Origin of the sequence: Citricoccus muralis (assembly GCF_003386075.1) — a bacterium.
Classification (GTDB): domain Bacteria; phylum Actinomycetota; class Actinomycetes; order Actinomycetales; family Micrococcaceae; genus Citricoccus; species Citricoccus muralis.
On sequence record NZ_QREH01000001.1, the window covers coordinates 2,369,260 to 2,387,426 of the forward strand.

Consider the following 18,167-nt stretch of genomic DNA (forward strand, 5'->3'; position numbering starts at 1 on the left):
TCGCGTCGTGCCTCGTCCGCCAATCTGCAGGCAGATGTTCAGCGTGGGCGGCGGGGTTGACGGGCAACAGCCAGTGCGTGCACTCAGAACCGTCAGTGGGGCGCATGGCGAACACCCCACCCGAACCGCAGGGCCCACCGTTTCCACGGGGGCACCCGAGACCAATTGAGGGACAGGGTGCGCAGGGCGCGGTGGAAACGGCGGCCGAGCTGGGCCATCCCGCGCAGTGAGCGGGCCGAGACCCCCACCACGATGCGGGGCACGGTGGCCACGATGTGGTGAGGCCCCAACGCGAGGGCCAGGTCCATGTCGTCATGCACTTCCCGCTCCGTGCGGTGCACCCGGCCTCGCACCTCCCGCCAGACCGACCGACGGATGGCCATGTTCGAGCCCCACAGCGGCGCCCGGGCGGACGCCGCGTAACCGAGGGCGTAGTAGGCCCCCAGGTACACCGCAGCCGCAGGGATGCCGATCAGCCGGGGCAGGTCCACGAAACGACCCCAGCCGGTGACTGCGGCGGCCTCCGGGCGCTGCGCCATGGCCTCGGTGATCTGCTCGACCCAGTCTGGGCGGGGCAGCGAGTCGGCGTCGAGGCGGGCGATGACCGGGGCTTCGGCGGCGTCGTAACCGGTGGCGGCCGCGGCCCAGATGCCGACCGTCGGTTCCACCAGCACGCGCGCCCCGTGGAACGCGGCCACAGCCGCTGTGGTGTCCTCGGAGGCGTTGTCCACCACGATCACCTCGGCCGGCGCCACGGTCTGCTGCGCCAGGGCGCGCAGGCACCGGTCCAGCAGGACGGCGTCGTCTCGGGCGGGGATCACCACACTCACCAACTCCCGCTTCGGAGCTGGTACTGGCACTGAACCGTGCGTCTCGGAACTCAGGGCCACGGCCCGTCCTTCACGAGCCGGTCCAGCAACAGCCCGGCCAGCAGCGCGCCGAGCACCCCGGCGGCCAGGTCACCCATCGTGTCTTCGTAGCCGACCTGGATGGCGGGATCGAGCAGGGTGTGGCCGAACCACTCGCCCACCTCCCAGAGCACGGCCAGCAGGGCGCCCAATCCGGCGGTGAGCAGGGTCTGGCCAGCGCGGCCGGCTGAGGGACCCGTCTGCAGCCAGCCGCTACGCAGCAGCGCGGCGGTACCGATGGCGGCCAGGAGGCCGGTGGCCACCACGTGCGTGACGAGGTCGAGCCACGGGATCAGCTGGTACGCGTCCAGCAGGGCCGCCCAGGCGGCAGCCAGCAGGATGACGGCGGTTCCGGCTTGGACGGACGCCCGTAGCGGTGTCAGGCGAACCACGGTCTGGCCCAGGAGCACCAGGGAGTAGAGGGCCACGGCCACCCCGCTGTCCCACAGTCCCAGGACCAGGCTGAGGAGCGTGAGCAGGGCGGCAGCGTCGGCGATCAAGCGCACGGGCAGGGGTCCGTCCACCCGCAGCGTCCTCACGGCCTCCTGCCACAACCGCGCCGCGCGGCTGGCGTTCGCCTCAGCCGCCACGGGCGATCCAGATCAGCAGCAAGGTCACGAGGAACCCGGTCACCATGTTGAGCCAGAGGAACCGCCGCCAGCCCCGGTTCGCCTCCTCGCACCGCTCATCCGGCAGGGAGCGGAACGGCAGGATGCTGACGAGGTACGGCAGCACCAGCACCCCGGCCAGGGCACTGGGCCACCCGGCCAGCAGCATCACGAGTCCGGCGGCGGCATAGAGGACCATCGCGGTGCGGACGGCTCCGCGGGCTCCCAGCGCCGTGGCGATGGAGCCGATGCCGGCCTCACGGTCCGCGGTGACATCCTGCGCCGCACCGAAGGCCTGCGAGGCCATGCCCCAGAAGAAGAACGCGACCATGGAGGCCACCACGGCCGGGGTCGGCGGGGCCTCGGCCAGCGCCAGCCCGAAAACCGCGGGGCCCACGAAGTGCGTGGACGAGGTCATGGAGTCCAGCAGCGGCCGTTCCTTCAGCCGGATCCGCGGGGCCGAATATCCCACGACGGCGGCCAGCACCACCGCGAGCACCACGCCGGACACGAGCGTGCCGGCTGCCAGCAGGAACACCACGAAGGGCAGCGAGAGCAGTCCGGCAGACCACAGGGTCAAGCGGTGCCATCGATCGGAGAGGACGATGCCCTCCACCCCGCCCTTGCGCGGGTTGCGCAGGTCCGACTCGTAGTCGAACACGTCGTTGATCCCGTACATCAACAGGTTGTAGGGGAAGAGGAAGAAGAGGACGCCCACGATCAGCTCCACGGTGGAGCCGCCTCCGGCCATCAGGTACGCCGCGGCGAAGGGGTAGGCGGTGTTGACCCAGCTGATCGGGCGGGAGGATCCGAGCAGCTGGCGGGCCGCCTCGGGGGCGGTGGCGCTGACCGTCGTCATGCGTCCACCTCCCGTCCCGCCTCATGCCGACCGGCGTCATTCCGTCCCGGCTCGACCCAGCTCGACCCGTTCCGCCTGGCCCCGGACAGCAGGGCGCTGACCGCGGGCAGCAGCAGTCCCGCCGCCACCGGCCAGACCAGGTCCTCGACCGGGGCCAGGCCCACCCGCCAGCCGGTGAGCAGCTCCTCGTTGTACCGGAACAGGTCGGCGGCGATCATCAGGTTGTCGAACACCACGGTCAGCACCACGAGCACGGCGATGGTCAGTGCGGTGGCAGCCCACCACCGCCGCCCCAGTCCACGGCGCCAGGAGGCGTAGGCGGCCACGGCCACCGGGAGTAACAGGAAGAGTCCGGCGAGCGCAAGGTAGCTCACTGCGCCACCTCCTGACCGGCGGCCGGGCGCGGGGACGGCCGGCCGGCGTCGTGCAGGCTGGCTCCGGGAGGTTCGCCACGACCGGCCCGGCGCAGGAGGAGGACGATCAGCCCGCGCAGCACCAGGGTGAGGTAGGAGAGGAAGGTGATGAAGACGACCTCCTCCAGCGGCAGCTCGGGGGCGAGCATGATCCCCGTCATGCCCTCGCTCTGGCCGGCGGCATAGTGCCCGGACGCGATCGCCGCCAGGTCCCAGGCGAGGAAGAACGCGATGCCGATCGCCACGGTGATCGTCCCGGCCCGCGGCGCGCGCCAGAGCACGAGCCGGAAGCGGTGGTCGAGCAGAGCCATGCAGCCGGCCGAGATGATCAGGGCGGCCAGGTAGAGGTACGCCGTCATGGCTGCCCCGGGGTGGGCAGCGGTGTGCCGAGCAGCCCGAAGGGGGGTAACTGCGAAGGGCGCATCCCCGAAGGGCGCAATTCCGGTTCCGGCAGCGGGGCGGCGGAGTGGTCCCCGCGCAACCGCTTGAGCAGGATCTCGGCGCTGATCAGGCACATCGGCAGGCCGATGCCGGGGATGGTGCTGGAACCGGCGTAGTACAGCCCCTCCACGCGACGGGAGACGTTGCCGGCCCGGAAGAAGGCACTTTGGGCCAGCGTGTGCGCCGGCCCCAGGATGCCGCCGCGCCAGGCGCCCAGGTCCTCGGCGAAGTCTGTGGGCCCCACGGTGCGGCGGACCACGATCCGCTCGGCCAGGTCGGGAATGCCGGCCCAGCGGGCCACCTGCTCGAGGGCGGCATCCGCGATCGACTCGATCACCGGATCACCGTTGCCGTCCAGGCCGCCGCGGCCCAGGTCCGGATCGGCGGGCATGGGCACCAGGACGAAGAGGTTCTCGTGTCCCTCCGGGGCCACGCCAGGGTCCGTGGCCGAGGGTTTGCACACGTACACCGAGGCCGGCTCCGGCACGGTCCCGGCGGCGATCGCGGAGAAGTTGGCCGTCCAGTCCCGCGTGAAGAACAGGCTGTGATGCGGCATCTCCGGCAGCGGACCGCGCACCCCCAGCATCACCAGGACGCCGCCCGGCCCGCTGGTGCGCTGACGCCACCATTGTTCGGGAAACGTCTGCAGCGAGCGCGGCAGCAGGGTCGTCTCCGTGTGGTGCAAATCCGCGGCAGAGACCACGACGCCGGCCGGCAGCTCCCGCTCCTCTCCGTCCCGTCCGCGGACCCGGACGCCGGTGGCGCGAGCTCGTAGACGGCGACCTCGGCCTCCGCTGCGGCGGGCACGGTGATCGCGAGGAGCTGGGTGAGCTTGGTGAGCGCTGAGATCCCGGAGAGCAGGTTCCGTCAGGATCGCGGTCGCGGCGGTGCCCGCATGCAGGCGGACGCCGGACTCACGGGCCAGCCGGACCATGACGTCCATGAGGTGGCCGAAGCCGCCCTGCGGGTACAGCACCCCGCCGGTCAGGTCCAGGGCGCTCATCAGGTGGTACATCCCGGGAGTGCGGTCCGGCGAGGACCCCAGGAAGACCGCCGGGTAGCCCAGGACCTGACGGATCCTCGGATCCGTGAAGCGGCGGGCCACGAACCTCTCCAAGGACTGCAGCAGCAGCGGCCCGAGCCGGTGGGCCTGGCCGGCCACGTCGCGGGACAGGAACGGCCGGATCGAGGAGAAGGAGGTGTACAGGAAGCGCTCGATGGCCATGTCATATGTGCGCTGCGCCGAGTCGAGGTAGCGGGCCAGGGCCCGGCCGGCGCCCGGTTGGACCGCCTCGAACCGGGCGATGTTGGTGTCCCGGTCCGCGGCGATGTCGAGGGGTTCGGGCCGGCCGCCCTCATTGCCTTCGCCTTCGCCTCCGCCTTCACCTTCGCCTTCGCCTTCGAAGAAGACCCGGTAAGCGGGGTCGAGCTGCTGCAGGTCGAGCTCTGCCTCGGCGGTGGTGCCGAGGAGCCGGAAGAAGTGGTCGAAAACGTCCGGCATCAGGTACCAGGACGGTCCCGTGTCGAACCGGAAGCCCTCGTGCTCCCAGCTGCCGGCGCGGCCGCCAAAGGACTCCCGCGCTTCGACGAGGTCCACGGTGTACCCGTCGCGGGCCAGCAGGGCGGCAGAGGCGAGCCCGGCGATGCCGCCGCCGATCACCACGACCCTCTCGCTATCCGGGCGGGATGCCTTCTCGCCGTCTGGGCGAACCCGACCCTCGCCCTCCGGATGGGGAACCCCGGCGCCTGCGTCGTGCGCCGCCGTCGTTCTCGAGCGGTGTCCGGCGCTCATGCGGCTCGTCTCGTCAGAGCCCGGAACAGGATGAGGGCCTTCTCGGTGTCCGGGACGCGCACCCGTGCCTGGCGGATCTGCGCGGCCGGCGTCTGCCTCAGGCGCCGGGACAGGGCGGCGAACAGTCCGTGGGCGGCCTGGACCGCGCGCCGGCTGCTGGACGGCAAGAGGGGGATCGCCGTGGCGGCCACGGCGAGGTCCGCGTCGATGTCGTCCAGCAGCGCATCGCGGTGGGTGTCACTGAAGGTCGCCGGGTCGAGTCCCGGGAAGTAGGTGCGGCCCAACAGGTCGTGGTCGTCGGCCAGGTCCCGGAGGAAGTTCACCTTCTGGAAGGCCGCACCGAGGCTGCGGGCGGCCGGTGCGAGGCGTTCGAAGGACCCGGGGTCGCCGGCGGTGAAAACCTTCAGGCACATCAGCCCCACCACCTCCGCCGAACCGTAGACGTACTCGGACAGGCTCTGGCTGTCATGTGAACTCTGGCTCAGGTCCGCCCGCATGGAGGCGAAGAACGGTTGCACGAGCTCGGTGCCGATGCCGCACCGGCGGGCCACGCTCGCGAACGCATGGACCACCAGATTCGTACTGCGAGAGCATTCCAAGGCCTTGATGGTCTCGGCCTCGAGTCCGTCCAGTTGGCTCGCCCGCAAGGCCGGCGTGAGGACCGGGTCCGGGTCGTCGACGATCTCATCGGCCACCCGCACCAGGGCGTAGATGCTGCGCACGTCGGAGCGCACGGGTTCGGCGAGCAACCGGGAGGCCCAGCCGAAGGACGTCGAGTATCCGCTGATCACCTCAGCGGCACTGGCCTGGGCCACCCGGTCGTAGCGGTTGGCTGCGGCCGGCGCGTTCATCGGGCGCCCGCTCGGGAGGCGTCAGCGAACTGTGCCGGTTCTGCTGGCTCAGCCGGTTCAACCGGTTCAGCCGCTGCGCCCGGCGGGGCCGCCGCGGGTGACCGCGTCGAGGCATCCACGCTCCTGACGGTCCGTGGATCGTCGAGGGCCAGGGCCGCGGTGTCCCGGATGTCTCCGACCAGGTCAGTGAGGACCCGGGTCAGAGCGGCCGGAATCGGCTCCCTTGCTGCAGCGGCGAGCGCCTCCTCGAGGTGGCGGTCGGCGAGCTCCTGGACGGTGTCCCTCGCGCCGCAGCCTTCGAGCAGGGCACGTGCGCGGCCGGCGTCGTGGTGGTCCAGGTCCGGATCCCCGACCAGGCCCTGCAGGTCAGGCCAGGCCGGGGTGGTCCGGGCGTGGGCCAGCAAGGCGGTGTGCTTGCCCTCGCGCAGGTCCGTCAGAGCGCTCTTGCCGGTGCGGGTCTCGTTGCCGAACACCCCGAGAAGATCGTCCAGCAACTGGAAACCGACGCCCACGAGCCGGCCCAGGCGGGCCAGGGCCGTGGTCACGTCCGCGGGGGCACCGGCGAGAATGGCCCCAGCTTGGAGCGGGAGCTGGAAGGAGTAGACGGCGGTCTTCTGTTCGGCCACCCGCAGGGCCTCGTCCAGGGTGGCCGGGTGCCCGCTCAGGTGCAGCCCGAGCCGCACGTCCGCCAACTCACCGGTGGCGGTGGCGTGCACGGTGTCCTCGAGCAGGTCCAGCAGCTCCTCCACGCGGGGAGCCGGAGCCTGGCACCGGGCGACCAGTCGGACCGCGGAGACCAGAGCCAGGTCGCCAGCCAGAATCCCGGCTGCCTCACCGTAGTGACGGGCCGTGGGCTGGTCCGCCCCCTCGCCCCGTGCAGCGGCGGCGAAAGTCCCCGAGACATTGGGGCGCCCGCGGCGCACGTCGTCACCGTCGATCACGTCGTCATGCACCACGAACGCCGTGTGCAGCAGTTCCAGGGCGGCGCCCACGCGGGCCACGGACTCGGCCGAGGTTCCACCGAGGGCGTCATGCGTGGCAACCGCCAGGCCGGGGCGGAACCTCTTGCCTCCGCCGGAGGCCAGGGAGAGGGCCTCCCAGAGTTCACGGTGATCCGGCCCCAGCTGGGCCGAGCGGTCCAGTCCTGAAGCCAGCACCCGGTCCAGCTCTTCGGTGACCCCGTCTGGGGTGTCCGTCACGCCCTCTCCCCCTCGATCGTCGAGGCCGGATGTGTCCGGTAGGCGAGCACGCCGGGAAGCTGTTCGGCCATCCAGGGGCTCACGGCCCAGGGGGCGGCCTGAACGAGAGCCGCGACCTCGTCTGCGGGGACCCAGCGGTGGTCCATGACCTCGTCCGGGTTCGGCGCGGGTTCACCATGGGCCGTGGCCACGTAGACGGGGCAGATCTCGTTCTCGACGATCCCGGAGGCATCGACGGCACGGTAACGGAAATCCGGGAGGGCACAGTGGAGCCACTTGATCTCCAAGCTGAGCTCGTGGGCGGCGTACCGGTTGATGGTCTGCTCATATGATTCATCGAGTCTCGGGTGACCGCAGAACGAGTTGGTCCAGACCCCGGGCCAGGCCACCTTCGCCAGGGATCGGCGCGTGAGGAGCAGGTCCCCGTTCGGCCGGAAGACATAGCAGGAGAACGCCAGGTGCAGTGGGGTGTCCGTGGTGTGGACCGTGGCCCTAGGGGCGAGGCCCTGGGCGTTGCGGTGTTCGTCCACCAGCACCACGTGGTCTTCCGGAACGGTGCTCATCCCTGCCTCCCCCTGTGATCTGAGAATAACTCGACAATCTAGCTAGCCTGTCTAGTGAAGACGACACTAGCATTGACCACCATGGACAATCCACCGGGAGCCGGCGCCTCCTCGCCACACTATTGGTACGAGGACTCCGACCCCAGGGTCGATCTGCTCCATGCCCTTCGCCGCTTCCGACGCGCAGACCAGCGAATGCGACGGCGCATGAGCTCGGACATGGATCTGAACGCCACGGACGTCGAGGCATTGCGCCACATCATCGCGCACAACGCAGCAGGGGCATCGGTGACGGCCAGGGAGCTTGCGACCCACCTGGACATCTCGACGGCGTCCACGGCCAAACTGCTCAACCGCCTCAGCGAGTCCGGCCACGTCCAACGCCACCCCCACCCCGACGACCGACGTTCGGTGATCGTGACGGCCACCGGACACGCCCATGCGGAGATCCGTGAGTGGCTGACGGACATGCACCAGCGGATGCTGGAGATCGCCCACGGCGTCCCCGAGGAGTCCCGCCAGGCCGTCACGGATTTCCTAGAATCGATGACGGACTGCCTCGACCCGGAGGTCGTTGACGACACACCAGACCCATAGGAGGGAATTCCCGGCCATGATCGCTCTCACGGAAGAGGCCATCCGCTCTTCCTTCGTTAATGCCTCCCGGCGTGAGCGGACCGATGCGAACCTCCCGCCGACGTGGGCGTCGACTCTCTGGGAGTCCCTCGACTACCTCGGATGGAGGGATCCCAAACTCCCCGGCCGCGCCTACGCCGTCATCCCCGTCGAGACTGGACGTCTGGTCGGCATCATGTTCAGGCAAGCCGAAGCCTCCGTGGGCCTGAGGATGATGTGCGCATGGTGTGAGGATGTCTGGCTCAACAGTGAGGTGGTCTTCTACGGGGCCAAGCGTTCCGGTGCGGCCGGCAGGCAGGGGAACACCGTGGGGACCTATGTCTGCCGGGACTTCAACTGTTCGGAGAACGTGCGCCGTGATCCGCCTCTGCCCTATCAGGGCTATGACATGGAGGCGGCCCGGAACACCCGGATCATGCAATTGCAGCAGAAGGCCGCCGCGTTCGCGATGAACCTGTGACTCCTTCGCGATCCGAGTCAACCGTCGCCGGCGATCGGGGCTAGGGCCTGCTGGGCTGGGGAGCGGCCGCGGCCATGATGTTCTTGGCCATCGTCGGGAAGACAAGGGCGTGGAACGGCTGGATGGCCCGCCAATAGGCCCGGCCGGCCAGGCCGGAGGGGAAGAACACCGCACGCTGGCGCAGACGTGACCCGCCGCCGTCGCGCCCCTCCACACTGAACTGCAGCCAGGCCCGGCCGCCGGCCCGCATCTCTGCCCGCAGTGTGACCGAGCGTCCGGGCTCGATCTTCTCCACGCGCCACCAGTCGACATAGTCATTGACGCGCAACTGCTGGGCGTCCCGCCGGCCACGTGCCAGCCCGTAGCCGCCCATCATCTGGTCCATCAGCCCGCGGATCCGCCACAGCACCGGTGCCGAATACCAGCCGTTCTGACCACCGATGGACTCCACCACCCGCCAGACCGCCTCGGGCGGAGCCTCGCCGTCACGTTCCCGGACGTCCGTGAAGACGGTGTTCCCCGCCCACTCCGGGTCCGAGGGCAGCGGTTCGGCCGGATCGAGCGCCATCGTCGCCAAGACGTCGTCATCCCAGGTCTGGTCCACGGTCCCCGTGCGCTGGCGTTCGATCGCCCGCCGGCAGGCCTCCCGGAAGCCCGTCAGCCCCTCGGGCGGGTCGGGGATCAGCTCGGCGATGTCGTGTTCCTCGCTCACGGCGTCCTCGGCCATCGAGGCGGACAGGGGCATGGCGATGCCCCGCGGTATCGGGGTGACGACGCCGATCCAGAACCCGGAGAGCTGCTGTGCCGGAATGGGCAGGGCATAGACCTTGCGAGGCGAGAGGCCTGCGACGTCGGCGTACTCCGTCAGCATGGTAGCGAAGGACTGTGCCTGCCCGCAGCCGATGTCGAAGGCGCGGTTGACCGGTTCTTGCAGCGCGCAGGCGTGGGCCAGGTAGTACAGCACATCCCGGATGGCGATCGGCTCGATGCTGTTGGCCAGCCAGCTGGGCCCGGGCATCACCGGCAGCCGTTCGGCCAGGTGTCGGATCATCTCGAAAGACACCGAGCCCGAGCCGATGATCACCCCCGCCTCGAACACCAGCGTGGGGACCTCGCCGGCCAACAGGATGCGGGACACCTGTTCGCGGGAGCGCATGTGGTCCGAGAGTTCCTCCAGCGGCTTGTCCGGATGCAGCCCGCCCAGGAAGACGATCTGGTGGACGCCGGCCTCGGCGGCGGCCTGCGCTACGGTGCGCGCCATCGCCGACTCTCGTTCCATGAAGTCCGGGCCAGAACCCATGGAGTGCACCAGGTACAGCACGGTGTGCACGTCCTGCATCGCCGCCCGTACCTGCTCACCGTCCTGTAGGTCCGCCTGGGCCGTCTCCACCGACCCGGCCCAGGGCCGCTGGGACAGGTTCTCCACGTTCCTGGCCGTGGCCCGCACCGTGAACCCGGAGGCCAGCAGCTCGGGGATCAACCGGCCGCCCACGTAACCGGTGGCTCCGGTGACCAGCACGCGGCGACCCGCTCCGGCCGGAAGGGACAGTTGCAGCGGGGACAGTGGTTCGGAAGTCATGGGCCCCACCGTACGGGCCACCTGGCGAGCTGAATACGGTTTCCGGCTGGGAGCTTCCCGTACATGCGGCCCGAGCAACCCGCACCCCTGTTGTGCTCCGTGCCCTCTGTGTTGGACTGGCCGCACCCACCCGATGGTCCGCGGACCAGTCGGATCGACACCACCGAGGAGGAACCATGGTTGACGAGGATCCCGTGAAGACCCTGTTGGAGAAGACCGAGAAGGCGGGCGTGGCCATGCTGGCCACGACTGATGCCGATGGGCGCATCGTCAGCCGGCCGATGGCGATCCAGGAGATCGAGGCGGACCACGCCATCTGGTTCATCACCCGGGTCAGCACGCCGAAGATCGGCGAAGTGTCCGGGAGCCAGCCGGTCAACGTCAGCGTCGCCGAGAAAGGCTTCTGGGCCTCGATCACCGGCACCGCCACCGTGGAGGGTGACGTGGAGCGCAAGAAGCGTTACTGGTCCAAGGCCACGGAGGCGTTCTTCGGCGAGTCGAAGCCCGAGGACCCGGACATCGTGTTGCTGAAGGTCGACCCGGACTCGGGCGAGTACTGGGACTCCCCGGGCCTGCCGGCCACGGCCGTGGAGGTCATCAAGGGCATGGTCGGTGACCGGCCGGCACGCCCCGGCGAGAGCAACACCGTCGATCTCTGAGACCGGCATCCAGCCGGTGCCGGGCCCCTGTCCCGGCATCGGCTGGGTGGTATCCGGTCTCAGCGGCGGCGAACGGTGAAGGTGGAAGAGAACGGGCTGAGGGTACCGGGCAGGTGGCCGGTATCCAGCGGCTTTCCCGCCGTCAGATCACGCCGATTCAGCAGCTCGCCCAAGACCAGGGAAGAGGTCAGCAGGACCACGTTGCGTCCCGGGCACATGCCGGGTCCGCCGCTGAACGGCACGAGCGGCCAGTCGCTGTCATCCCGGTCCCGCATCCACAGGTCGGGACTGAACCGGTGCGCCTCCGGCAACGTGGCGTCGTCGCGGTGGCAGAAGGGCGCGAAGATCACCAGTGCGGTGCCGGCGGGCAGGGTCCCGTTGCGCCAGCGCGTCTCAGCGGTGGTGTCCCGGAGGACCAGTGGCGTGGTCGGCCACAGCCGCAGCGACTCCAACACAGTGGCTCGCAGGTAGGGCAGGTCCGGTGCCTGGGACATCTCCGCCCGGGCCTCGTCCGCAGCGCCGGGATGGGCCACCGCCAGTGAGAGGGCTCGGAAGGTGGCCCAGGCTTCGGCGTCGAAGGCGAACAGCCACTGCGGCATCTGCTGGACGGGCTGGGCGTCCTCTGGTGCCGGGGTCTGCGCGACCATCGCCGCCAGGCTGCCCGGCTCCGCCCGGTCAACGTATTCCTGCAGCCGCCCGAGGAACCTCTCCCGCAGTCGCCGGTTCTGGGGCATGAGGTAGGAGAGATTGCCGCGCTTCCGCAGCCGGCGCAGGTCCTCGGTGACCCGCTCATCATCGCGGGCACTGTCCCCCAGCACGATGCGCCGGACCATCCGGCCCCACATCACCGCGAAGCCGTCCCAATCCAGGGTGCCGGTGAAGTCCGCCTGCCCCAGCAGGGCCTCCACCTCCTCGGTGATGATGGCGTTCATCTGCTCGGCGTGGCTGTGAGCGGGACGCTCAGTCTCCAGGACCTGCTCGTTGAACGGGCGGCGGGACAGCCGCTGCTGCGCCGAGGAGACCAGCGAGCTGCCCGGCTCGAAGTGGTTCAGGGCCCACGCTTCTCCAGCGTGGCGGGCGAGAACGGCTCGGGGCTGCCATTGAGGACCCGGTGCACGTCCTCCGGATCCAGGAGCAGCGCGATCCTCCGGCCCGGCAGTCGCAACTGCACCGGCCCGGCCCCGTGTCGGGACCGCAGGCGCTGCATCTCGGCAACGCCTGCGGCGTCCGCGTCGATCCGCTCGGCCAGCCCCACCGCCTTCGGTCTGCGGACGATCGGCCCCTTGATGACCGGACCGAGAAGCACCCGCGTGAGGACGCGGGCCTGGTCCACCGGGCCAAGGCTCGGCACGGTTGCGGCAGGCACATTCGGCGTTGCTTCAGGCATGACGCCAGACTTCCACGGCGGTCATGGCCCCGGCAATACCGGTCAGGTGCTGGTCAGTTGAAGATCCGTCAGGCACGTCGGGTCGTCGGCGTTGCGGGTGGAGACCATCGATGTCGCCGTCTTGCCGTCATGCTCCACCGTCAGCTCCGCGTCGATCCCCCTCGGGAGCCACAGCCCCACGAAACCGTTGTCGAAGGTCTGGAGCCGTTCCTCGACGATGACCTCTCCGGTTGCGTTGTCCACGACAGTGACGCGCACATCCTGGTTCTGGAGCTCACCGAGGCACGTCGTCAGGCTGTGGAAGTGGCACTGGTGCGTCTGCGACACGTACGGCGCCGCGGAGACGTAGACCTCGTCCGCCGGCATCGGCACCGCTGCCTGCCGACCACGATCGTCGGCCACGATCAGCTGTTCCGGCTGGACCGATGCCACCAGATCGGTAGGCCGTTCGGCCACGGCCTGGGTATCCAGCCGCTCGATGATCGTTCGGGCGTCCAGACCGGCCAAGTCGTGATCGGCCAGCAGGTCCGGATCGCCCACCACGGGGGAATCCGAGCCGGCGGCACCGTCTCGACCTGCCGCAGCCGGTCCGGCTTCAAGCAGTTCCTGCATCTCGCGGATCTCGGCGTTCTGGGTCTCGATGATGGCTTCGGCCAGCGCGACGGCCTCCGGATGCTGTCCGTTCGCGACCTCATCCTCGGCCATCTGCACGGCCCCCTGGTGGTGTTCGATCATGCCCTCGAGGTACAGGCGGGTCGCCTCCGCCGTGTCAGCCTGTTCCAGCCTCTCGAGCTCGGCAGGGGCCAACATGCCGTCCATGCCGCCATGGTCCATGGAGCCGTGGTCCGCCGCCTGCGGATCCACGTCCCAGTCCTCAAGCCACGCGTTCATCTGTTGGATCTCCGGGGCCTGCGCGGCCTTGATCTCCTCAGCCAGGGCGGCGACCTCCGGCGTCAGACCGTCTTTGGCCAGCAAGATGTCGGACATTTCGACGGCCTGTTCGTGATGCGGGACCATCATCTGCGCGAACATGACGTCCGCCTGGCCCGCCTCCTCGCTGGAGACGGCTGGCGCCTCGGTCGATGACGCGCCGGGGCTGTCGCTCGGCCCCGTCCCGGTGTCCCCGGCACAACTGCCCAGGGTCAGCGCCGCGGCGAGGGCCGCGCCCAGGATGAGGGTGTTCTTCTTCAGGGTGGTGTTCATGGTGGATCTCGTCTCTGCAGTGGTCGATCGGGGGCGTCCCCGGCCGATCGGTCGGCCGGGCACAGAGGGCTCAGGCATCCGCGCGGAGCGTGGATGCCAGCCACTCACGTCCGACTGATGCAGAGAACCTGAAGGGACGGTGGCCTAGGAGCGGCTTGGCGCGCCGGCCCCGCCTTCGGTCCGGCGCGCGGCCGCTGGCCGAACGAGACCCGCTGCAGGCGTGGCGGTGTCAGCACGAAGAGCACCAGCAGCAACGCCACCAGGCAGGTCATCGCCAGGCCGAGATGGGCGGCAGGGCAGCCCTCGCAATCAAGGTCTCCCGTCACGCCGCCGTCGCCCGTGGCCGCAGCGGTCGTGCTGCCCGCTGTGCCATCGGCACGGTGCATCCCGACGCCGGCCACGGACACAGCGCGCCCGTCACCGTAGTGCCCCATGGCAGGGGAACCCGCCGCGTGGTCGGCATGGACTGAGGTGCCCTGGACCACGTCCGATCCCGCCACGACTGCCTGCCCATGCATGGTGTGCATGGCCAAGAACCCGAGCGCCACCAATAGAGCCAAAAGTCCGGCCCGCAGGACAGGACGCGAGCCCGCTCGCAGGTGGCTCCTGCTCGATGCGCTGGACAGGGTGAACACGGCGTCCAGTCTAGGATCCTGCGCCCGTACCACCGGCCACCGCCTCCGGCCGCAGGTCCACCTTCCGCAGCAACTGGGCATTCAGCGCCACCACCACGGTGGACAGGGACATCAGGATCGCCCCGACGCTCATGGGCAGCACGAATCCGATCGGCGCGAGGACGCCGGCGGCCAGGGGGACGGCGAACAGGTTGTATCCGGCGGCCCACCACAGGTTCTGCTTCATCTTCCGGTAGCTGGCACGGGACAGCTCCGCCACGGACAGCACCGCACGGGGGTCGTCGGAGGCCAGGATCACGCCGGCCGAGGCGATCGCCACGTCTGTGCCGGCACCGATCGCAATCCCGACGTCGGCCTGGGCCAGCGCCGGGGCATCGTTGACGCCGTCTCCGACCATGGCCACCTTGCCGCCTTCATCCTGCAACTGCTTGACTTTGGCGGACTTGTCCTCCGGCCGCACCCCGGCGAAGTAGCGCTCGATGCCCAGCTCTCCGGCCACGGCGGCCGCCACGGCTTCGGCGTCGCCGGTGATCATGACGACCTGGACGCCGCGGCCCCGCATGCCGGCCACCGCGTCCCGGGACTCGGGCCGGATCTCATCGGCCAGTCTCAGCGCGCCGGCCACCTGGCCGTCCACGAGCACGTGCAGGATGATCGCCCCCTCCTCACGCCAGTCGTCGGCGATCGGCAGTTCGGTCAGCCCCTCCTGTTCCAGCAGATACGGCCCACCCACCATCACGGTGTGGGCGCCGGCCCCGGCCCTGCGCCGGTCACCGTCAGCGTCCCCGTCCACGTTTCCTTCTCCGTCGCCGCCGATCACGACGTCGGCCCGCACCCCGACCGCCGGGGAGGAGGAGAAACCGCTCGCGGCGGGCACCTCCAGGCCCCGCTCAACCGCCGCAGCGACGATGGCCCGCGCCAGCGGGTGCTCTGAATCCGCCTCGGCCGCGGCCGCGAGCGCCAGGAGGCGGCCGGCGTCGTACCCGGTGGCCGGTTCCACGCCGGTGACAGCCGGAGAACCCTTGGTCAGGGTGCCGGTCTTGTCGAACAGCACGGTGTCCACGGTGCGCATGGCCTCCAGCGCGAGCCGGTCCTTGACGAGCACACCGCCGCGGGCCGCCCGCTCGGTGGCGATCGAGACGACGAGCGGGATGGCGAGGCCGAGGGCGTGCGGGCAGGCGATGACCAACACCGTGATGGTGCGGACGACCGACTCGTCCGGCAGCCCGAGGGCGGTCCAGACGATCGCGGTGAGGGCAGCGGCCCCGAGCGCGAACCAGAACAGCCAGGCTGCCGCCTTGTCCGCCAATCGCTGGGCACGCGAGGACGAGGACTGGGCTTGCGTGACGAGCCGCTGGATACCTGCCAGGGCGGTGTCCTCGCCGACGGCGGTCACCTCCACGCGAATCCCCGAGTCCGTGGCGACGGTGCCGGCCACCACGGAATCGCCCTCGGACCGGCGTACGGTGGCCGACTCGCCGGTGATCATCGACTCATCCATGGACGCCGAGCCGTCCACCACGGTGCCGTCGGCTGGGACCCGGCCGCCGGGCCGGACGATGACCACATCCCCGTGACGCAGTTCGGCCGGCGCTATTTTAACGACGTCGGCCCCGTCCACCTTCTCCGCCTCGTCAGGAAGCAGCGCGGCCAGGGAATCGAGGGCGGAGGTGGTCTGGGCCAGCGAGCGCATCTCCACCCAGTGGCCCAGCAGCATGATGACGATCAGCAGGGACAGCTCCCACCAGAACTCAAGCTGGTGGTGCAGCAGACCGAGGGTGGCACCCCAGGAGGCCAGGAAGGCCACCGTGATGGCGAGCCCGATGAGCAGCATCATTCCCGGTTGGCGTTGGCGGAGTTCATCGACGGCGCCGGTGAGGAAGGGCCGGCCGCCCCAGACATACATCACGGTGCCGAGCACCGGGGCGATCCAGGCGGCCCAGCCGGGGACCTCGTAGCCCAGGATCATGCCGAACATGGGCGAGGTGGCGACCACGGGGAGGCCCACCACGAGCATGATCCAGAACAGGCGGCGGAACTGATCGACATGGTGCGAGTGGTCGTGGCCGCCGTGTTCGGCATGGCCGCCGTCGACACCGTGTCCACTGTGATCGCCGTGATCGTGACCAGCGTGCTGATCGAGAGGGTCGTGTCCGCTCATCGTCGTTCCTTCCGGTCCTGATGCCACGCCCAAGGGGGGCCTGTCGCGCCCACCATACCCCTGGGGGGTATCTGAATCAAGATTAAGTCCGCGAGTCCCATTGCCGCTAGACCAGTTAGCGATCAGTAACTAGAGTCGGCATCGACCGATCCTCGTGATCCCGATCACACCCGCTGACAGGAGTCCCATGACCACCCAGCTGTCCCATGACCGCGGCGAGACCAGCACTCCCCTCCTGGAGGAGACCATCGGCGCGAACCTGGCCCGAACCGTCGCCGCCTTCGGCGAGCGTGAAGCGCTGGTGGACGTGCCGAGCGGACGGCGCTGGACGTACGCGGAGTTCGCGGCCGACGTCGACCGCGTGGCCACCGGACTGTTGGAGATGGGCATCGAGGCGGGTGACCGGGTGGGGATCTGGGCGCCGAACCTGCCGGAATGGACGCTGACGCAGTATGCGACGGCGCGGATGGGCGCGATCCTGGTGAACATCAATCCGGCCTACCGGACGGAGGAGCTGCAGTACGTGCTCAACCAGTCCGGGATCCGCACCGTGGTGGCGGCGAGCTCGTTCAAGACCTCGGACTACGCGGCGATGCTGACCCAGGTCCGGCCCGACTGCCCGGAGCTGCAGGACGTGGTGATCATCGGCGGCGAGGACTGGAACCGGCTGGCCAGCACGGACGCAGACCCGGTCCGCCTGGAACGGATCGCCGCGCACCTGACCCCGGACGACCCCATCAACATCCAATACACCTCCGGCACCACGGGTTTCCCCAAGGGGGCCACCCTGTCCCACCGGAACATCCTCAACAACGGCTTCTTCGTCGGCGAGCGCGTGCAGTACACCGAGGCCGACCGCGTCTGCATCCCGGTGCCCTTCTACCATTGCTTCGGCATGGTGATGGGCAACCTGGCGTGCACCACCCACGGGGCAGCCATGGTCATCCCGGCCCCGGGATTCGACCCCACCGCCAGCCTGCACGCCGTGGCCACCGAGCGCTGCACCTCCCTGTACGGGGTGCCGACCATGTTCATCGCCGAGCTCGGACTGGAGGATTTCGCCTCCTACGACCTCTCCACCCTGCGCACCGGCATCATGGCCGGCTCCCCCTGCCCCGAGCACGTGATGCGCCAGGTGATCGAGCAGATGAACATGCGGGACGTCTCCATCTGTTACGGCATGACGGAGACCTCACCGGTCTCCCTCCAGACCACCGCGGGGGACAGCCTGGACCAGCGCGTCGGCACCGTGGGGCGCGTGGGGCCCCACCTCGAGGTCCGCGTGGTGGATCCGGTGTCCGGCGAGGTGTTGCCCCGCGGGGAGGCCGGCGAGCTGCAGACCCTGGGCTACTCCGTGATGAAGGGCTACTGGAACGATCCGGACAAGACCGCCGAGGCGATCGACACCGAAGGCTGGATGCACACCGGGGACATCGGCCTCATGGACGCGGACGGCTACGTGCAGATCACCGGCCGCATCAAGGACATGGTGATCCGCGGCGGGGAGAACATCTACCCGCGCGAGATCGAGGAGTTCCTCTACACGCACCCGGACATCGTGGACGCCCAGGTGGTCGGGGTGCCGGACGAGAAGTACGGCGAGGAGTTGATGGCCTGGATCCGGGTCCGTGAGGGTGCCCCGGAACCGACCGCCGCCTCACTGCGCGAGTTCTGCTCCGGGAAGATCGCCCACTACAAGGTGCCCCGCTACGTGCAGGTCATCGAGGAGTTCCCCATGACGGTCACCGGCAAGGTCCGCAAGGTGGATCTGCGCGCGCAGGCGATGGACCTGCTGGGCTAGCTGTACTGCCCG

19 protein-coding genes are annotated in these 18,167 nt (G+C 69.7%); 4 read left to right on the forward strand and 15 right to left on the reverse strand.

Annotated features, from left to right (window positions below; translation table 11 throughout):
- Positions 1-92: 92 nt before the first annotated feature.
- The 9 genes from C8E99_RS10520 to idi are packed head-to-tail and all read right to left on the reverse strand — an operon-like array spanning position 93 to position 7,634.
- A complete protein-coding gene (locus C8E99_RS10520; RefSeq protein ID WP_245952255.1) occupies positions 93-890 on the reverse strand; it encodes a glycosyltransferase family 2 protein in 798 nt (265 codons plus the stop codon).
- Positions 881-1,498 carry a DUF2238 domain-containing protein gene (locus C8E99_RS10525; RefSeq protein WP_115932248.1) on the reverse strand — a complete coding sequence of 206 codons (618 nt, stop codon included), beginning with the start codon at positions 1,496-1,498 and terminating at the stop codon, positions 881-883. The genes C8E99_RS10520 and C8E99_RS10525 overlap by 10 nt, the downstream gene beginning before the upstream one ends.
- Positions 1,488-2,375 carry a prenyltransferase gene (locus C8E99_RS10530; RefSeq protein WP_115932249.1) on the reverse strand — a complete coding sequence of 296 codons (888 nt, stop codon included), beginning with the start codon at positions 2,373-2,375 and terminating at the stop codon, positions 1,488-1,490. Before C8E99_RS10530 ends, C8E99_RS10525 begins: the two co-directional genes overlap by 11 nt.
- Positions 2,372-2,749 (reverse strand): lycopene cyclase domain-containing protein, encoded by a 378-nt coding sequence (locus C8E99_RS10535; RefSeq protein WP_115932250.1) that lies wholly within the window; start codon positions 2,747-2,749, stop codon positions 2,372-2,374. Before C8E99_RS10535 ends, C8E99_RS10530 begins: the two co-directional genes overlap by 4 nt.
- Complete coding sequence (locus tag C8E99_RS10540; RefSeq protein WP_115932251.1) at positions 2,746-3,147, reverse strand: lycopene cyclase domain-containing protein; 402 nt, start codon at positions 3,145-3,147, stop codon at positions 2,746-2,748. The genes C8E99_RS10535 and C8E99_RS10540 overlap by 4 nt, the downstream gene beginning before the upstream one ends.
- Positions 3,144-5,021: a phytoene desaturase family protein gene (gene crtI, locus C8E99_RS10545; RefSeq protein ID WP_115932252.1), complete on the reverse strand. Its 1,878-nt coding sequence runs from the start codon at positions 5,019-5,021 to the stop codon at positions 3,144-3,146. Before crtI ends, C8E99_RS10540 begins: the two co-directional genes overlap by 4 nt.
- A complete protein-coding gene (locus tag C8E99_RS10550; RefSeq protein WP_115932253.1) occupies positions 5,018-5,872 on the reverse strand; it encodes a phytoene/squalene synthase family protein in 855 nt (284 codons plus the stop codon). The genes crtI and C8E99_RS10550 overlap by 4 nt, the downstream gene beginning before the upstream one ends.
- On the reverse strand, positions 5,869-7,071 hold the full coding sequence (locus tag C8E99_RS10555) for a polyprenyl synthetase family protein (RefSeq protein ID WP_245952256.1): 1,203 nt from the start codon (positions 7,069-7,071) through the stop codon (positions 5,869-5,871). Before C8E99_RS10555 ends, C8E99_RS10550 begins: the two co-directional genes overlap by 4 nt.
- Positions 7,068-7,634, reverse strand: coding sequence for an isopentenyl-diphosphate Delta-isomerase (idi, locus tag C8E99_RS10560; protein WP_115932254.1), 567 nt, complete (start codon positions 7,632-7,634; stop codon positions 7,068-7,070). Before idi ends, C8E99_RS10555 begins: the two co-directional genes overlap by 4 nt.
- A gap of 219 nt (positions 7,635-7,853) precedes the next feature.
- Here idi and C8E99_RS10565 point away from each other — a divergent pair, with 219 nt between their 5' ends.
- Both C8E99_RS10565 and C8E99_RS10570 read left to right on the forward strand, forming a co-directional pair.
- The gene (locus C8E99_RS10565) at positions 7,854-8,231 is read left to right on the forward strand and encodes a MarR family winged helix-turn-helix transcriptional regulator (RefSeq protein WP_245952257.1); all 378 of its coding nucleotides are present in this window, start codon (positions 7,854-7,856) and stop codon (positions 8,229-8,231) included.
- Between the two features lie 16 nt (positions 8,232-8,247).
- Positions 8,248-8,730: an FBP domain-containing protein gene (locus C8E99_RS10570; protein ID WP_115932256.1), complete on the forward strand. Its 483-nt coding sequence runs from the start codon at positions 8,248-8,250 to the stop codon at positions 8,728-8,730.
- A 40-nt stretch (positions 8,731-8,770) separates the two neighbouring features.
- Here the strand turns inward: C8E99_RS10570 and C8E99_RS10575 are convergent, their stop codons facing one another.
- Positions 8,771-10,309: an SDR family oxidoreductase gene (locus C8E99_RS10575; RefSeq protein WP_115932257.1), complete on the reverse strand. Its 1,539-nt coding sequence runs from the start codon at positions 10,307-10,309 to the stop codon at positions 8,771-8,773.
- 176 nt (positions 10,310-10,485) lie between these two features.
- On the opposite strand from C8E99_RS10575, the gene C8E99_RS10580 reads away from it, so the two are divergent.
- Positions 10,486-10,968 carry a pyridoxamine 5'-phosphate oxidase family protein gene (locus tag C8E99_RS10580; RefSeq protein ID WP_115932258.1) on the forward strand — a complete coding sequence of 161 codons (483 nt, stop codon included), beginning with the start codon at positions 10,486-10,488 and terminating at the stop codon, positions 10,966-10,968.
- Between the two features lie 59 nt (positions 10,969-11,027).
- Here the strand turns inward: C8E99_RS10580 and C8E99_RS10585 are convergent, their stop codons facing one another.
- The 5 genes from C8E99_RS10585 to C8E99_RS10600 all read right to left on the reverse strand — a co-directional run bounded on the left by C8E99_RS10585 (position 11,028) and on the right by C8E99_RS10600 (position 16,354).
- Positions 11,028-11,900: a cytochrome P450 gene (locus tag C8E99_RS10585; protein ID WP_211309027.1), complete on the reverse strand. Its 873-nt coding sequence runs from the start codon at positions 11,898-11,900 to the stop codon at positions 11,028-11,030.
- Positions 11,901-12,016: 116 nt separating this feature from the next.
- Positions 12,017-12,355 (reverse strand): hypothetical protein, encoded by a 339-nt coding sequence (locus C8E99_RS16040; RefSeq protein ID WP_211309028.1) that lies wholly within the window; start codon positions 12,353-12,355, stop codon positions 12,017-12,019.
- A gap of 42 nt (positions 12,356-12,397) precedes the next feature.
- A complete protein-coding gene (locus C8E99_RS16385) occupies positions 12,398-13,558 on the reverse strand; it encodes a CueP family metal-binding protein (RefSeq protein ID WP_115932259.1) in 1,161 nt (386 codons plus the stop codon).
- 104 nt (positions 13,559-13,662) lie between these two features.
- A complete protein-coding gene (locus C8E99_RS10595; RefSeq protein ID WP_115932260.1) occupies positions 13,663-14,193 on the reverse strand; it encodes a hypothetical protein in 531 nt (176 codons plus the stop codon).
- A 10-nt stretch (positions 14,194-14,203) separates the two neighbouring features.
- Entirely contained in the window at positions 14,204-16,354 is a 2,151-nt protein-coding gene (locus C8E99_RS10600; RefSeq protein WP_115932261.1) for a heavy metal translocating P-type ATPase, read from the reverse strand.
- A 187-nt stretch (positions 16,355-16,541) separates the two neighbouring features.
- On the opposite strand from C8E99_RS10600, the gene C8E99_RS10605 reads away from it, so the two are divergent.
- Positions 16,542-18,155 carry an AMP-binding protein gene (locus tag C8E99_RS10605; protein WP_115932262.1) on the forward strand — a complete coding sequence of 538 codons (1,614 nt, stop codon included), beginning with the start codon at positions 16,542-16,544 and terminating at the stop codon, positions 18,153-18,155.
- Positions 18,156-18,167: the final 12 nt, after the last annotated feature.

Bases quoted from the DNA above. Each gene is read 5' to 3' on its own strand.
- C8E99_RS10530 (WP_115932249.1), bottom strand. From the start codon at position 2,375: ATGACGACGGTCAGCGCCACCGCCCCCGAGGCGGCCCGCCAGCTGCTC.
- C8E99_RS10540 (WP_115932251.1), bottom strand. From the start codon at position 3,147: ATGACGGCGTACCTCTACCTGGCCGCCCTGATCATCTCGGCCGGCTGC.
- crtI (WP_115932252.1), bottom strand. From the start codon at position 5,021: ATGAGCGCCGGACACCGCTCGAGAACGACGGCGGCGCACGACGCAGGC.
- C8E99_RS10550 (WP_115932253.1), bottom strand. From the start codon at position 5,872: ATGAACGCGCCGGCCGCAGCCAACCGCTACGACCGGGTGGCCCAGGCC.
- idi (WP_115932254.1), bottom strand. From the start codon at position 7,634: ATGAGCACCGTTCCGGAAGACCACGTGGTGCTGGTGGACGAACACCGC.
- C8E99_RS10565 (WP_245952257.1), top strand. From the start codon at position 7,854: ATGGATCTGAACGCCACGGACGTCGAGGCATTGCGCCACATCATCGCG.
- C8E99_RS10570 (WP_115932256.1), top strand. From the start codon at position 8,248: ATGATCGCTCTCACGGAAGAGGCCATCCGCTCTTCCTTCGTTAATGCC.
- C8E99_RS10575 (WP_115932257.1), bottom strand. From the start codon at position 10,309: ATGACTTCCGAACCACTGTCCCCGCTGCAACTGTCCCTTCCGGCCGGA.
- C8E99_RS10580 (WP_115932258.1), top strand. From the start codon at position 10,486: ATGGTTGACGAGGATCCCGTGAAGACCCTGTTGGAGAAGACCGAGAAG.
- C8E99_RS10585 (WP_211309027.1), bottom strand. From the start codon at position 11,900: ATGAACGCCATCATCACCGAGGAGGTGGAGGCCCTGCTGGGGCAGGCG.
- C8E99_RS16040 (WP_211309028.1), bottom strand. From the start codon at position 12,355: ATGCCTGAAGCAACGCCGAATGTGCCTGCCGCAACCGTGCCGAGCCTT.
- C8E99_RS16385 (WP_115932259.1), bottom strand. From the start codon at position 13,558: ATGAACACCACCCTGAAGAAGAACACCCTCATCCTGGGCGCGGCCCTC.
- C8E99_RS10600 (WP_115932261.1), bottom strand. From the start codon at position 16,354: ATGAGCGGACACGACCCTCTCGATCAGCACGCTGGTCACGATCACGGC.
- C8E99_RS10605 (WP_115932262.1), top strand. From the start codon at position 16,542: ATGACCACCCAGCTGTCCCATGACCGCGGCGAGACCAGCACTCCCCTC.